The sequence below is a fragment of the Capnocytophaga sp. ARDL2 genome (assembly GCF_041530365.1).
GTDB lineage: Bacteria > Bacteroidota > Bacteroidia > Flavobacteriales > Flavobacteriaceae > Flavobacterium.
Window position 1 is genome coordinate 1,204,843 of record NZ_CP168034.1, and the last position, 15,031, is coordinate 1,219,873.

Annotated in this window: 13 protein-coding genes and 1 riboswitch; of the genes, 12 read left to right on the top strand and 1 reads right to left on the bottom strand. The window is 34.2% G+C overall.

What is annotated here, in order from left to right:
- Positions 1 to 17 precede the first annotated feature (17 nt).
- The 6 genes from efp (at position 18) to AB4865_RS06020 (ending at position 5,495) form a co-directional block, all read left to right on the top strand.
- Positions 18 to 584 (top strand): elongation factor P, encoded by a 567-nt coding sequence (gene efp, locus AB4865_RS05995; protein ID WP_372474820.1) that lies wholly within the window; start codon positions 18 to 20, stop codon positions 582 to 584.
- Between the two features lie 3 nt (positions 585 to 587).
- Complete coding sequence (locus tag AB4865_RS06000) at positions 588 to 1,499, top strand: UDP-3-O-(3-hydroxymyristoyl)glucosamine N-acyltransferase (protein WP_372474821.1); 912 nt, start codon at positions 588 to 590, stop codon at positions 1,497 to 1,499.
- The gene (locus tag AB4865_RS06005) at positions 1,499 to 1,870 is read left to right on the top strand and encodes a nuclear transport factor 2 family protein (protein ID WP_372474822.1); all 372 of its coding nucleotides are present in this window, start codon (positions 1,499 to 1,501) and stop codon (positions 1,868 to 1,870) included. Before AB4865_RS06000 ends, AB4865_RS06005 begins: the two co-directional genes overlap by 1 nt.
- A gap of 87 nt (positions 1,871 to 1,957) precedes the next feature.
- A complete protein-coding gene (sucD, locus tag AB4865_RS06010) occupies positions 1,958 to 2,830 on the top strand; it encodes a succinate--CoA ligase subunit alpha (protein WP_372474823.1) in 873 nt (290 codons plus the stop codon).
- 289 nt (positions 2,831 to 3,119) lie between these two features.
- Positions 3,120 to 3,215, top strand: a riboswitch (SAM-I-IV-variant riboswitch).
- 64 nt (positions 3,216 to 3,279) lie between these two features.
- Entirely contained in the window at positions 3,280 to 4,596 is a 1,317-nt protein-coding gene (locus AB4865_RS06015) for a Na+/H+ antiporter NhaC family protein (protein ID WP_372474824.1), read from the top strand.
- Between the two features lie 74 nt (positions 4,597 to 4,670).
- Complete coding sequence (locus AB4865_RS06020; RefSeq protein WP_372474825.1) at positions 4,671 to 5,495, top strand: DUF4476 domain-containing protein; 825 nt, start codon at positions 4,671 to 4,673, stop codon at positions 5,493 to 5,495.
- A 66-nt stretch (positions 5,496 to 5,561) separates the two neighbouring features.
- On the opposite strand, the gene AB4865_RS06025 is transcribed toward AB4865_RS06020, so the two are convergent.
- The gene (locus AB4865_RS06025) at positions 5,562 to 6,785 is read right to left on the bottom strand and encodes a type IX secretion system plug protein domain-containing protein (protein WP_372474826.1); all 1,224 of its coding nucleotides are present in this window, start codon (positions 6,783 to 6,785) and stop codon (positions 5,562 to 5,564) included.
- Between the two features lie 233 nt (positions 6,786 to 7,018).
- Between AB4865_RS06025 and AB4865_RS06030 the strand changes: the two genes are divergently transcribed.
- From AB4865_RS06030 to AB4865_RS06055, 6 genes are all read left to right on the top strand, one after another.
- Complete coding sequence (locus tag AB4865_RS06030; protein ID WP_372474827.1) at positions 7,019 to 8,188, top strand: GlmU family protein; 1,170 nt, start codon at positions 7,019 to 7,021, stop codon at positions 8,186 to 8,188.
- Between the two features lie 27 nt (positions 8,189 to 8,215).
- Positions 8,216 to 9,976, top strand: a complete 1,761-nt coding sequence (locus tag AB4865_RS06035) for an OstA-like protein (protein ID WP_372474828.1) — start codon at positions 8,216 to 8,218, stop codon at positions 9,974 to 9,976.
- Between the two features lie 106 nt (positions 9,977 to 10,082).
- Positions 10,083 to 11,420: a C10 family peptidase gene (locus AB4865_RS06040; protein WP_372474829.1), complete on the top strand. Its 1,338-nt coding sequence runs from the start codon at positions 10,083 to 10,085 to the stop codon at positions 11,418 to 11,420.
- A gap of 214 nt (positions 11,421 to 11,634) precedes the next feature.
- Positions 11,635 to 11,964 (top strand): hypothetical protein, encoded by a 330-nt coding sequence (locus tag AB4865_RS06045; RefSeq protein ID WP_372474830.1) that lies wholly within the window; start codon positions 11,635 to 11,637, stop codon positions 11,962 to 11,964.
- A 189-nt stretch (positions 11,965 to 12,153) separates the two neighbouring features.
- Positions 12,154 to 13,353 (top strand): aspartate aminotransferase family protein, encoded by a 1,200-nt coding sequence (locus tag AB4865_RS06050; protein WP_372474831.1) that lies wholly within the window; start codon positions 12,154 to 12,156, stop codon positions 13,351 to 13,353.
- Entirely contained in the window at positions 13,353 to 14,939 is a 1,587-nt protein-coding gene (locus tag AB4865_RS06055; RefSeq protein ID WP_372474832.1) for a glycoside hydrolase family 10 protein, read from the top strand. Before AB4865_RS06050 ends, AB4865_RS06055 begins: the two co-directional genes overlap by 1 nt.
- The last annotated feature ends 92 nt before the right edge of the window (positions 14,940 to 15,031 follow it).

The window sequence follows — 15,031 nt, forward strand, 5'->3', positions numbered from 1 at the left end:
AATAAAAATTAGAAAATATGGCAAGTACTGCTGATATTAGAAACGGATTGTGTATCAAACACAACAATGACATATACAAAATTGTAGAATTTTTGCATGTAAAACCTGGAAAAGGTCCAGCTTTCGTAAGAACAAAATTGAAAAGTGTAACTACTGGAAAAGTATTGGACAATACATTTTCAGCAGGTCACAAAATTGATGTAGTGCGTGTAGAAACACACACTTTCCAATATTTGTACAACGAAGGAAATGATTTCCACTTTATGAACAACGAAACTTTCGAGCAAATCACTTTGGACAGAAACTTGTTAGACGCTCCAGATTTGTTGAAAGAAGGTACAAATGTAATGGTACAAATCAACACAGAAACAGAAAGCCCATTGTCTGTAGATATGCCAGCTTCTATCGTGTTGGAAGTAACTTACACTGAGCCAGGTGTGAAAGGAAATACAGCTACAAACGCTACAAAACCAGCTACAGTAGAAACAGGAGCTCAAGTAAATGTACCTTTGTTTATCAACGAGGGAGACAAAATTAAAATAGATACAGCTTCTGGAAGTTATGTAGAGCGTGTTAAAGAATAATACATGAAGTTTCCAAAAACATACAAACTTAAAACGATTGCAGAAATGCTCGGATGTTCCTATGTGGGAGCATCCGACTTTCCTGTTTTAGGAATGAACGAAATCCATGTGGTTGAGGCAGGGGATATTGTCTTTGTCGATCATCCCAAATACTACGACAAAGCCTTACAATCCAATGCAACGATCATTTTGATAAACAAAGAAGTGGAATGTCCAGAAGGAAAAGCCTTGTTGATTTCAGACAATCCGTTTAGAGATTTCAACAAATTGGCAAATTTCTTCCGTCCATTCGTTCCGTCTCAATCCAATATTTCTTCAACTGCCGAGATAGATGCTTCAACGATTATTCAACCCAATGTTTTTATAGGAAATTATGTAAAAATTGGTAAAAATTGTATCATTCATTCCAATGTTTCCATTTATGACCATACCGAAATTGGTGATAATGTAGTTATTCATGCAGGCACGGTCATCGGAGCAGATGCTTTTTATTATCAAAAGCGACCAGATTATTTCGACCCATTGGTTTCGTGTGGACATGTGGTCATAGAAGACGGTGTTACTCTCGGAGCATTGAGTACCATAGACCGCGGAGTTACAGGAGCAACCACCATCGGTCGAGGAACAAAAATCGACAATCAAGTACATGTTGGACACGATACCGTCATCGGAAAAATGTGTTTGATTGCCGCACAAACCGGAATTGCAGGTTGTGTAGTCATTGAAGACGAAGCGGTACTTTGGGGGCAAGTGGGAGTAACCAGCGGAATCACAATTAAGGAAAAGGCTGTGGTTTTGGCACAAACAGGCGTAACCAAATCATTGGAAGGAAACAAAAAGTATTTTGGAACACCCGTACAAGAAGCAAGAGAATATTTAAAACAAATCGCAAAATTAAAAAAGCAAGAGAAATAATGGCAACCGCAAGAAATATCGTTGTAAAGTTTTATGAATCAGCAGGAATTTTGAGTAAAAATTACCTGTTGGATATATTGCATGAAGATGTTCAAATGGAATGGTACAGTTCCAAAGGATATTTAGTGCTTGATTATAACGATATTTTGGCAATGTCTAAAGATATGCGTTCTACTTACGACAATCTTCGTACAGAAATTATTGAGGTAGTAGCAGAGGGAGATAAAATCTCTATCGTGCATTCGTATTATGTACGAACGATTGAAAACCCAGAAGAAGAAATAATTTTGGCAACATTTTTTACCATTTGGGAAGTAAAAGATGGAAAATTGTTTAAAGGAATTCAAATGAGTCAATTGGGGAAAAGGTAAAAAAATCAGAATTATAATCTGAAAATATCACTAAAAATGCTTAATTTTGCACCATTGAAAAATTGAAAATAAAACAAAAAATAAATTATGAGTGTTTTAGTAAATAAGAATTCTAAAATAATCGTTCAAGGATTCACAGGAGGAGAGGGAACTTTCCACGCTACTCAAATGATTGAGTACGGAACTAATGTAGTTGGTGGTGTTACACCAGGAAAAGGTGGTTCTACTCACTTAGACAAACCAGTTTTCAACACAGTAAAAGACGCTGTAAAAGAAACAGGTGCAGATACATCTATCATTTTCGTACCACCTGCATTTGCAGCAGACGCTATCATGGAAGCAGCAGAGGCTGGAATCAAAGTTATCATCTGTATTACAGAGGGTATTCCAGTAGCTGATATGGTAAAAGCTTACGACTATGTAAAATCAAGAGATTGTCGTTTGGTAGGTCCAAACTGTCCAGGGGTAATTACTCCAGAAGAGGCAAAAGTAGGTATTATGCCAGGTTTCGTATTCAAAAAAGGAAAAGTGGGTATCGTTTCTAAATCTGGAACACTTACTTACGAAGCAGCTGACCAAGTAGTAAAACAAGGTATGGGAATCACGACAGCGATCGGTATCGGTGGAGACCCAATCATCGGAACTACTACAAAAGAAGCAGTAGAATTGTTGATGAACGACCCAGAAACTGAAGCAATCATCATGATTGGTGAAATCGGTGGACAGTTGGAAGCAGACGCTGCTCGTTGGATCAAAGCAGATGGAAACAGAAAACCAGTTATTGGATTCATCGCTGGAGAAACAGCTCCTAAAGGTCGTACAATGGGACACGCAGGTGCTATCGTTGGTGGAGCTGATGATACAGCTGAGGCTAAAAAACGCATCATGAGAGAAAATGGTATCCATGTTGTAGATTCACCAGCTGAAATCGGTAAAAAAGTAAAAGAAGTATTGGGGTAATTTTTATTTCAATCTTGATATAAGCAAATTAAAGGAAAAACTGTTCGATTCGTCGAGCAGTTTTTTTTATTTTTGTTTCATCCACTTCATTCTGTCCTTACTCTGTGGATTTGTAATTTTTCCAGAAATGAAAACAATATTTTTTACCCCTATGTTTTAGATCGTAGTTTTATCAACTATAATCAGCCCAATAATGATAGTTAACATTCCGTTTTTCAAAAGATTTATTAAAAAATGTGATTTTAGATAAATTTTTCTTGTTTTTTAGTGAAATTTTACTCTATCTTTGTATCATTATCAAGAATCCTACAGAATAGGTAGCAACCTGCATCAACAAGCAAGGTGCTAAAAATGATAAGCCCTTAGGGGAAAAAATGTTGAAATGACTACCAATATTTGTATTCGATTTTTGATAAATAATTTGTTTAATTAAATAATATCAATCGAATATGAATGAAAAAATATCTTTCGTAAGTATTTTACCTTTAGTATTATTTGTCGGGACGTTTATCGGTTGTGGGATTTATTATCAAGATTTTTATGCTATTCCATCACCTATTGCTGTAATTATTGGTATCATTTCGGCTTTTGTGTTGTTTCGTTCGACCTTTAATGAAAAAGTATCTACTTTTATTGCAGGTTTAGGAAATTCTAACATTCTAACCATGTGTGTGATATATCTTTTGGCAGGTGCTTTTGCGACGCTTTCAAAAGATTTGGGATGTGTAGATGTCATCGTCGAATTGAGCGTTCAATGTATTCCTATTCAATACATTCCTTTAGGGATTTTTATCATAGCCTCTTTTATATCTTTGGCGTCAGGTACTTCTGTGGGGACGATTGTTACTATTGCACCTATTGCATTTGGTTTTAGTCAAAACTACGAGTTAAATCATTCGTTTGTAGCAGCATCGCTTTTAGGAGGAGCAATGTTTGGTGATAATCTTTCGATGATTTCTGATACAACAATTGCAGCCACACAGTCGTTGGGATGTTCGATGAAAGATAAATTTTATGAAAATCTAAAGTTTGCCATTCCAGCCGCACTTTTGACTTGTGTGTTTTATTTGTATTTGTCAGAACCTGTCGAATATCAATTGGTAGAGTATGACTATTCTATAGTAAATTATTGGTTTGTTTTGCCTTATTTATTGGTTATTCTACTGGCTTTATTGGGAATACATGTATTTTTAGTGTTGATTATTGGTGTATTGGCAACTGCTTTTTTAGGAATATTTTTTTCAGATTTAAATTTTTTAACCCTATCAACATCTATATACAAAGGTTTTTCAGATATGAACGAAATCTTTTTATTATCACTTTTGACAGGAGGATTGGCTGCAATGATAGAGGCAGCAGGAGGGGTTCAATATATATTGAATAAAATTCAAAAAGTAATCAAAGGGAAAAAATCTGCTATGTTTGGAATAGGAGGATTGGTGAGTTTGGTTGACATTGCCACGGCAAATAATACGATTGCAATCATCATTTCCTCAAAGATTGCTAATGTCATAAAAGAAGAGTACAAATTGTCAGCCAGACTTACTGCTGCAATTTTAGATATTTTTTCTTGTGTTTTTCAAGGAATATTGCCCTACGGAGCTCAAGTGCTATTATTGATAGGACTTAGCAATCAGTTGGTTGCCTATGATACCTTGATATCTTATACCTATTATCCGTTTTTATTATTGTTTATAGTAATAGTTTGGTTGTTGATTGTACCGAGAAAAAGATTATCAACAAATGATCTGCATATCAACAAATAGTAATTTATGGCATGATTTGTGAAATATTTACTATAAATAGGAAATAAATTGTCGAATATTTAAAATTTTGAGATATGAAAAAAATTACGCTTATTATGATGATGTTTATACAAATGAGCGTTTTTTCTCAAGAACGCACATTGATTAAAAATGAAATGGGTACTCGTGATCGTCAGGAATTGAATGTAGAGAGATATCGTAGAGGAGCATCACAAGCAATCGAAAGAGGTAACCAAGCCGTGAGACAAACGACAACAACTACAACATCAAATCGTATAAATGATTCATTCAATTATTCATACGCTCGTAATGCAGGAGCAGAAATGAGGTTGTTTATAGCTGATAATGGATATTATACAGTAGAGATCAACAATCAATTGATGGCTTCGCCTTATGGAAGATTTCATTTCTTTGATATACCAAACGGAAGAAATCTATTGTCGATTTATGAAGATGGCTATTTGATTTACAGAGCAAATGTTTTTGTTCAAAGCAATAGAATGGTAAATTTAGAATTTCAAAAACGCACTGGATTGTTTGAAATATTTACACCTGTAGTAGGAGGAGGAAATCACTATAGTCCGTATTATTCGGCTGAGGTTACTGCAAATGAATTTTCTGATATGTTGCGACACATCAATCGCAATACTTCTTTTGACGATGATCGTATGAGGTATATACGCACGATGAAAGTAAATAGATATTTTACCTCAAATCAAATTGCAACATTAGTAAAAGCATTGTCTTTTGACAAGAACAAGTTGATAATGGCAAAAGAATTGTATTTGCACTGTATAAATCCTCATAACTATTATGAAGTGTTTGATATGATATCTTATACTTCAAACAAGAGAGATTTAGAAAAATATATACAACAACAAAATACAATTAGAAGATAATTGATTTTTTTAATATATTAAAACACACACTTTTACAATTATAAAGTGTGTGTTTTTTATTGTATATTAGTTAGTTACCAATTCGGAAGAAACCATCGATGCTCCAATTACTCGGTCGTGTCTATCCAATACGCCTTTGTAATAGGCTACAAAATGGTAAATGTTTTGAGTCTCTGCAAAATTGCCGTTTACAGCATTTTTAGTGTCGATTTTGTTGTTTTTTACCGTAAAATATTGATAATTGGTAACTCCTTGTTTGATTAAAATAGGAATTTCATAATAGTTGTTTTCCTTGTTGTAAACCATTTTGTTGGAATCGTTGAACTGGTAATTATTAAACATTCCACCAACATAAATATCCTCGTTGGTTGGTGCTTTTTTTAAACGAAAATACACCCACGAATAATCCGATTCATTAGCAAAAGTTGATGCATTTCTATTGCGAATGGCAGGATAAAATGCTCCGTTTAAATCAGGGTAAAAAGTGTAAATATCATTTGCTTTAGGTTGGTCTGGATACAGATGAGTAATATATAAATCAGCACTTTCTACTTGAAAAACCGTATTGTTTTTTTGTCTTATATCACTATTGTCAAAATACAAAAATTCGTTTCCTGCATAGAGCATAGTTGGCTCTTCGTATCTGTACACCAGTTGATTACCTATGCTGTATTGCGCTTTTAACGGTTGGGTCATCGATTGAAAAATACCATTTTGTATGATTGAAAGTTCGATGTTTTGTTGAGGATTTTGATAGGTGTTTTCTCCCAATTCCAATTGGATATGAAAATTGTGCATTGTAGAAGCCTTGTCCAAATCTCTGGGACGATAGACAGTAGCACCAATGTTTATAGTGTTTTCAAAAAGGATGAGTTTTCTCGTAGCTACTACAGCTCCTGAAATATCAGCAATTTCCAATAAGTAATTTCCACTTACTAATGGTTTTATAAATTGATTAGGAAAAGATGCTTGATAGTTGCAATACAGTTGCAGTGTGTTGAATGAATTTTTTACATTTCGTATCAAAACCCATTCATTGCCTTGCATATACTCTGAACGATTGAGAGTAGAAGGCTTCCAATTGCGATCGCATAAAGTCAACCTGTAATACATATCCGATTCGTCACCGTAGAGATTATCAAAATTGAAAGATACTCTATCTCCTAATTGGAAAATAGGTATTTTTGACTCTTTAGTTCCTTCAAATTGGAAAGATTTTATATGAAAAGCATCTTGTGCAATTGCCCATTGTATGGAAAGTAATAGTATTGATAAGTAAATTTTTTTCATTTAAAAAATGATTAAAGATTTAAAGGCTAATATACTGTAAAACTTTTAAACTATATCCAAACATAGAAAAATTAATATCAAAAAAAATTTTTTCGCAATAAAAAGGAAAAGTCTGTTTAAAAAAGAGTCGTGTTAGCTTCTAAAATAAAATCTCAAAAAAAATCATCGAATTACTTTTTCCATTAAAAATTTTCAAATAATCTCGTAACTTTACAACTTTAAATTGTATTCAAATGAATTATATATTATTTGATGGAGATGTACGTGATGATTTATTACCATTTACGTTTACAAGATCCGTTGCCGACCTGCGTATTGGAATTTTAACCATTAGAGAAAAGTGGGAAAAATATTTAGGTGTTACAACCACCACACTTACAGAGGAATACTTGTCTGAAAAATTTCCAATGGTAGAGTTAGATCATAATATTTTTATCAATGCTGCTTTTTGTCCTACTCAAAAATTAGTTGAAACCATCGAATTTTTACAACCTAATCAAGGTGTGAAAATAGGCGATGATATCCTTGCTTTTTATTCGACTTTAGACCAAGAGGAAGTGGATTTTGATTCTTATGATTGGATTTATCATGAGGAAGATGTATTGAAAATCAGTCATACTTGGGATTTATTTCAAAAAAACGACAGAGCAATTCGCGAAGATTTTATGTTGATTACAGAGGATAGAATTTCACAAGAAATTCCTACTACAGTACAAGTTTTAGGAAAAGAAAATATTTTTATAGAAGAGGGAGCTGTATTAAATTTTTGTACGCTAAATGCCACTAAAGGTCCTATTTATATCGGAAAAAATGCCGAAATTATGGAAGGTTCTGTCATTCGTGGACCTTTTGCTTTGGGTGATCATGCTCAGGTAAAATTGGCTACAAAAATCTATGGTGCAACTACCGTTGGGCCTCATTGTAGGGTAGGAGGTGAGGTAAGTAATTCTGTACTTTTTGCCTATTCAAACAAAGGACATGACGGATTTTTAGGAAATTCTGTTTTAGGCGAATGGTGCAATATCGGTGCAGATTCTAATAATTCCAATTTGAAAAATAATTACGGAACCGTAAAACTTTGGAATTATCCAAAGGGTCAAATGATTGATACTCAATTGCAATTTTGTGGTTTGATGATGGGCGATCACAGTAAATGTGGTATCAATACGATGTTCAACACGGGTACTGTGGTTGGGGTGTGTGCCAATGTTTTTGGTGCAGGATTTCCTGACAATTATATTCCCAATTTTACTTGGGGTGGCATAACGGACAAAGAAAAATATTTGCCAGAAAAAGCATTTGAAACAGCAAAAATAGTAATGAGTCGTAGAAATGAAGAATTTACTGATTTGGAAAAAGACATTTTACTGGCTGTTTTTGATCAAACGGAAGAATGGTTGTAATTTATTGAAATAATAATATATAAATTCATGCAAGTTCGTAATCAACTGATTTTTTTATTTTTTATCTTTCTAAATTCTTTGGCTTTTTCTCAAGAAGTGAAGTTTGATGAAAAAAAAATAGAAATCATTCACGCAGATTTTACCGATTATAACGAATATGAATTACCGGGGGCGTTGGTGCTAACGGGTAACATTCAAGCTCAACACGACAATATGCACTTGTGGTGCAACAAAGCATATTATTACCAAGCTGAAAATTATATCAAATTGTTTGGAAATGTTCGTATTTTACAAAACGATACCCTACAGTTGACCTCAAAATATGCCGAATACAACGGACTTCAAAAAGTTGCTTATGCCTCTGGAAATGTGCTCATGACTTCTCCACAGTCTAAAATGCAAACTGAAAGTGTGTATTACGACCGCAACACAGGAATCGCTCATTACAACAATAACGCAACGATTACCAACAAAGAAAATACCCTAAAAAGTAAAGCTGGAAAGTACTACACCCACGAGTTGAAATACGAATTTCGTACTTCGGTAGTGTTGACCAATCCTACAACGAAAATCACCACAGACCATTTAGATTTTTATGAAAGTTCGGGACATGCTTATTTATTTGGACCTTCGCATATACACAACGAAAACGCCTATATCTATACCGAAAACGGTTTTTATGATACGAAATTAAACACAGGCGATATGATAAAAAACAATCATATTTTGTATGACAACAAACGCATAGAAGCTGATAAATTACATTACAATAAAGAAAAAAGTTACTACAAAGGTGTTGAAAATGTAAAAGTTACCGATACTGTTAATAAAATGATTGCTAAAAGTCATTTTGCCGAAGTATTCCGTTTTCCCGAAAGTGATTCGGTATATATGACTAAAAAACCGTTGATAAAAGCATTGGTAGAAAAAGATTCTGCATTCATTCACGCAAAAGATATTTACATTACAGGAGCAGATAAAGAACGAAAAATCAAGGCATTAAAAAATGTGCGAATGCTTCGTGAACCCAATATGAGTGGTCGTGCAGATACCTTGTTGTACAATCAAAAAACAGGTTTGATGCAATTGTTGGGAAAACCAGTTACCTTTAGAGGATTGTCGCAAATGACAGGAAAAGAAATACAGTTGATCAACAATCCTGTTACAGAGAAATTGGATTCGTTGAAAGTATTGAAAGACGCCTTTTTAATAGAAAAAGATACTTTAGGAACAGGTTACAATCAAGCCAAAGGAATTAATTTGTACGGAAAATTTATTGAAGATAAATTGACCACAGTAGATTTGGTTCAAAATGCAGAAATGATTTATTACATCTACGACGAGGGCGAATTGGAAGGTGTGGACAAAGGGATTTGCAGTCGTATATTCTTGGAATTTGAAGACCAAAAAATAGAAACAGCAACGCGATTTGTCAATCCGTCGAGTACCACCTATCCACCAGGACAATTTCCAGAATCTGAGGCAAAACTACCTGGATTTTTATGGCGAGGAGACGAACGCATTTTAACGAAAGAAGATATTTTTCCACCTGATGAAGATATAAACAAAGAAGAAAATTCGGAATCATCAACAGAAGGAGAAAAAACAACGAATGATACAGGAACATCCTCACAAACCGATACTAAAACCAATCAAAAACAAAACGGAAAAATGTCAAGTAATAATCTGAGACAAAATCTCACTACAGAACAAGAATTGGATGCAGTAAATCCAAATCAACCGATGCCTGTTTTAGAAAAAACTAAGAACAAACAAGGGAAAAAGTAAAATGTCTTTATGTTTTTTAAAAAAGTTTTGTAATTATTCACAAAACTTTTTGTTTTTTTTAAAAAAAATGTAAAATTGCAATGTATAATTTTAAAATTTATTAATTATGAAGAGAGTGTATCACTTATTGCTTGGAGGAAGTATTTTGCTTTCCCTTTTTGCGACATCCTGTTCTTCGGAATTTAAAGACAATGAAATTACTAAAAACGCTCATGAAAAAACTAATAATAGGATTAGTATTCAACAAGCGAAAAAGGTTACGGTTGATTTTATAAAAAAAACAAGTAAAACAAAAGGGAAAGGAATTCCTGCTATTACGCAAGACAACCTTGAAGATGTTCAAACACTTGTAAATGACAATAACCTACCTGTTCTTTATGTGTTGAATATTAAAGAAAATAAAGGATTTGTCGTTATGTCTGCCTCTACACTTGAGAGACCCATTTTGGCTTATTCTGATACAGGGCGTTTTGATTTGAATAATGCAAATGAATTTGACGGAATTACAGATTGGCTTTTTAATAAATATTTAAAAATAGAAAGTCTTGAATCTAAAGGCAAACCGTATAATAATGAAATCTCAAATCAGTGGGCTAGTATGGGATTGTATGCTAATGAAGTAGTTATTTTTGACAGAGATGGTAATATTGTTCCTTGGGTTCCACCTGTATTGATAGATGAAACTACCAATACCTACGGTCCTCTACTTGGCGATATAAAATGGGGTCAAAGCTATACTACTACTTATGTAATGTATAACAATACTGTACGGTATAATAACTGTCCAGCAGGAACAGCTCCAGCAGGTTGTGTGGCTACAGCTATGGGACAGATTATGAAATACCACAATCATCCCGATATTTTCAACATAAGTACTATGTACCCATATGTTACTATCGGAAGTCCTTATTATTATGATTCAGTACCGGCTCAAAATATCGCAAATTTTTTAGGTCATATAGGAAATAGTGTACAAATGAATTATTCTTGCGATAGATCAGGAGCACCTTCTCAAAATGCAAGAAATGCTTTCAACACTGTGTATAATTACAGCACAAGTGATTTACAACCGATAAATCTAAATATTTTAAAGACGGATATACTCAACGGAAAGCCAGTATATTTAGACGGATATCAAGAAAAAGAAGTAATTGTAATTAAAAAACCAATTAGACTACTTTTTGGAATGTCAATCGGTAAAACCAAAACAGAAATTATTTATAAAGAAGGACACGCATGGGTAGCTGACGGATATGAGGAGGTTATAGGTACCTATCAATTTCCAGACACGAACAATACATTTACAGCTAAAATAGCAGACCATATTCACATGAATTGGGGGGGAGAGGATATTTTAACGGTTGGTATGACTTTGATCGCTGGGAAGATATTAATCTTACCGAAACTCCAGTATCAACTCAATTTATATATTACCAAAGAATGATTAGTAACATAATACCTAATTAATTATGAAAAAAATATTAAACGTACTGTATGCTTTTATCACTTTATGTTTACTTAGTAATTGTGGTAACACAGATAATGAACCTATAGTAGAACCTTTTAAACCAAGTATTGTTATCCTTGATCAGGCTTTTAGATACAGAAATAAGACAGGTGAAAATCTACTTGCTAATGGTGTCTATAAAGATAAGTTTTTGAGTATAATCCGTACAGACGAAAATTATAATGATGTATATATAAATGGGCAATTACAAGCAGATATAAAAAATCATCTTGAGATAATTGAAAAAGGTGAAGATTTATTAGTTATAGGATTTGCTACTTTTCATCATATTGACAAAGAAAACAAAACTGCAATAGGTCATTATAAGTTGAAATACGACGAAAATAAATACGATACTATTACCGTACATTTTTATTTCAATTTAAAAGGTGGTATAAAAATGTACATTACCAAAGTTGTTTACAACGGTGTAGAATATCCGTATTCTCGAGCTCCTATCATTATTGTAAAAGACGAATAAACCTAAATGATAAAGACTATCCTAAAAAGATGGTCTCTATTTTTTGTCAATCATGATTATTCCTTTAAAAATTTTAGTATAGTTATAATAAAAATCCGATAGTTAAATAGTTAATGAAAATTCACATAATTCGTGGCAAAGCAAATTTTTATTTTTCGTAACTTGCAACTTTTACGGAAAGTACCTATAATGAAACGAGATTTTTTTAAATATCAAGCACAAACAACTTTACATCCTTTGGCAGAGGAAATTTCCCATGCAAAAGGTTCGTATATTTACACTACCGACGGAAAAAAACACTTAGATTTTGTAGCTGGGGTGTCGGCTTGTGTACTTGGACATCAATATCCGCGAGTGGTCAATGCCATCAAAGAGCAGCTTGACAAATACCTGCATGTGATGGTTTATGGGGAGTATATCCAAAAACCTGCCGTTGATTTTTGTAAATTATTGGCTCAAAATCTGCCTTCGTCGCTTAACAAAACTTATTTGGTTAATTCGGGTACGGAAGCAATGGAAGGGGCGTTGAAATTGGCAAAACGCGTTACAGGTCGCAGTCATATTGTGTCGTGTGTCAATGCGTATCACGGTAATACTCAGGGTTCTATGAGTATTTTAGGAAACGAAGAACGCAAACGAGCTTTTCGTCCGTTGTTGCCTGATGTGTCATTTATAACTTTTAATCAAGTTGAAGATTTACAACAAATTACCGAAAAAACAGCTTGTGTGGTTTTGGAAACCATTCAAGGAAGTGCAGGGTTTATCACACCAGAAAACGATTATTTATCAAAGGTTCGCAAGCGTTGTGATGAAGTAGGAGCTATGATGATTTTAGACGAAATTCAACCGGGATTTGGACGCGTAGGAACGTTGTTTGGTTTTCAAAAATACAATGTGATTCCCGATGTGGTTGTGATGGGTAAAGGAATGGGCGGCGGAATGCCTGTAGGTGCGTTTACTGCCAATGAAAAGCATATGGATTTGTTGGCACACGACCCAAAATGCGGACATATTACAACTTTTGGAGGTCATCCTGTGATTGCTGCGGCTTCTTTGGCAACTTTGCAAGAATTACTCGAAACTTCATTGATGGATGAGGTAGCGGAAAAAGAACAATTGTTTCGACAGCAATTGCAACATCCATTGATAAAAGAAATTCACGGAACAGGTTTGATGTTGGCACCAATGACCGAATCAGGCGAAATCACTAATCGAATCATATTGAAATGCAAAGATAAAGGGTTGATTTTGTTTTGGTTGATGTTTGAAGAAAGAGCTATTCGCATTACACCTCCATTGACAATTTCAAAAGAAGAAATCATCGAAGGGTGTCAAATTTTATTAGAAGCCTGTGATGAGGTGCTAAAAGAACTAAATTTATCGAAATAATGAGAAAATTTACGGTTTTATTCGTCTTATTGATGGTGTTTTCCTCTACCAATGCTCAAATTTTTGGAAGAAAAAAGAAATCATCTACCAATAATAAACAAACTATCAAAACAGAAAAAGTAATTGAAATTGTTGATGATAAAGTCGAAATTCCTGAAAAGATAGAGGATGTTTGGAAGGTCGATTTGCCTAAAATTAATCGTGAATTTAGAGGAGCATGGATTGCAACTGTAGCCAATATCAACTGGCCATCTAAAAAACATTTAACGGTAGCTCAACAAAAAGAAGAGGCAATTTATTTGCTCGATTTATTGGAAAAACACAATTTTAACGCAGTAATCTTTCAAGCCAGACCATCTGCAGATGCATTTTATCAAAGCAAACACGAGCCTTGGTCGTATTTTTTGACAGGAGAAACAGGCATTGCACCTGTACCTTTTTACGACCCATTGCAATTTTGGATAGAAGAAGCACATAAAAGAGGAATGGAATTACATGTGTGGATCAATCCCTATAGAGCTCATCATTCCAATGGTGGAAAAGTTTCACCATGTTCGATTGTAAAAAAGATGCCCGAAAACATTGTACGTCTGAAAAATGGTATGTATTGGTTTGACCCATCACACAAAGCTACACAAGACCATATTTCAAAGGTTATCAAAGATTTGGTTAAAAGATATGATGTGGACGCAGTACATTTTGACGATTATTTTTACCCTTATTCGTCTTATAATCAAGGAGCAGATTTTCCCGATCATACTTCGTGGAATGCATACAAATCAAATGGAGGAACTTTGTCAAAGTCAGACTGGCGTAGAGCTCACGTCAATGCCATTGTAAAACGCATCCATACCGAAATAAAAACTGTAAAACCTTGGGTGAAATTTGGAATCAGTCCGTTTGGAATTTGGAAGCCAGGATATCCCGAAGGAGTAGTGGGACTCAATCAATACGAAGAACTTTATGCAGACGCTAAATTATGGCTCAACGAGGGATGGGTGGATTATTTTGCCCCACAATTGTATTGGCCGATGGAATCTAAAAGGCAAAATTTTACAGATTTATTGCGTTGGTGGGCGAGTGAAAATACGCACAATCGTCATTTGTGGCCAGGATTGAATACGGTAGAAGTAAAATCAACCAATAGAGCACAAGAGATTAGAAATCAAATCAATGCTGCCAATAAAATGCTGACCAAAAGCCCAGGGGTTATCCATTGGAGTATCGCAGGTTTGACGCAAAATCCTACCTTGTTGCAGCAATTGAAAAACGATCAGTACAAAGAGAAAGCCTTAGTGCCTCTGAGTCCGTGGATCAAAGCAAATAAATTGGAAAAACCCATTCTTTCAGCAAGTGAAATGCAAACCAATGCACAAGTTTCATGGAGTAGTAGTGGAAAAGAAGAGGTGTTTCAATGGGCAGTATATACTCAATATGGAAATGATTGGCATGTGGAAATTTTGCCCAAACACATCGGAAATAAACTGTTTCCAATGATAAAAAACAATAAAAAGCTCAATGGAATTGCTGTAAAAGCCATCGACCGTTTAGGAAACGAAAGCGAAGAAACTACAAGGAAAATGTAATTTTATCAAAAACTCATTTGTCTTTTCAATGGCAAATGAGTTTTTTTATGAAAATATAAGAGTTCAAATTTTTAAAACGAACCTTAATTTTC

What these genes read in the sequence shown, in the direction of transcription:
- AB4865_RS06015 (WP_372474824.1), top strand. Translation starts at nt 3,280, where the DNA reads ATGAATGAAAAAATATCTTTCGTAAGTATTTTACCTTTAGTATTATTT.
- AB4865_RS06035 (WP_372474828.1), top strand. Translation starts at nt 8,216, where the DNA reads ATGCAAGTTCGTAATCAACTGATTTTTTTATTTTTTATCTTTCTAAAT.
- efp (WP_372474820.1), top strand. Translation starts at nt 18, where the DNA reads ATGGCAAGTACTGCTGATATTAGAAACGGATTGTGTATCAAACACAAC.
- sucD (WP_372474823.1), top strand. Translation starts at nt 1,958, where the DNA reads ATGAGTGTTTTAGTAAATAAGAATTCTAAAATAATCGTTCAAGGATTC.
- AB4865_RS06050 (WP_372474831.1), top strand. Translation starts at nt 12,154, where the DNA reads ATGAAACGAGATTTTTTTAAATATCAAGCACAAACAACTTTACATCCT.
- AB4865_RS06030 (WP_372474827.1), top strand. Translation starts at nt 7,019, where the DNA reads ATGAATTATATATTATTTGATGGAGATGTACGTGATGATTTATTACCA.
- AB4865_RS06040 (WP_372474829.1), top strand. Translation starts at nt 10,083, where the DNA reads ATGAAGAGAGTGTATCACTTATTGCTTGGAGGAAGTATTTTGCTTTCC.
- AB4865_RS06055 (WP_372474832.1), top strand. Translation starts at nt 13,353, where the DNA reads ATGAGAAAATTTACGGTTTTATTCGTCTTATTGATGGTGTTTTCCTCT.
- AB4865_RS06020 (WP_372474825.1), top strand. Translation starts at nt 4,671, where the DNA reads ATGAAAAAAATTACGCTTATTATGATGATGTTTATACAAATGAGCGTT.
- AB4865_RS06005 (WP_372474822.1), top strand. Translation starts at nt 1,499, where the DNA reads ATGGCAACCGCAAGAAATATCGTTGTAAAGTTTTATGAATCAGCAGGA.
- AB4865_RS06025 (WP_372474826.1), bottom strand. Translation starts at nt 6,785, where the DNA reads ATGAAAAAAATTTACTTATCAATACTATTACTTTCCATACAATGGGCA.
- AB4865_RS06000 (WP_372474821.1), top strand. Translation starts at nt 588, where the DNA reads ATGAAGTTTCCAAAAACATACAAACTTAAAACGATTGCAGAAATGCTC.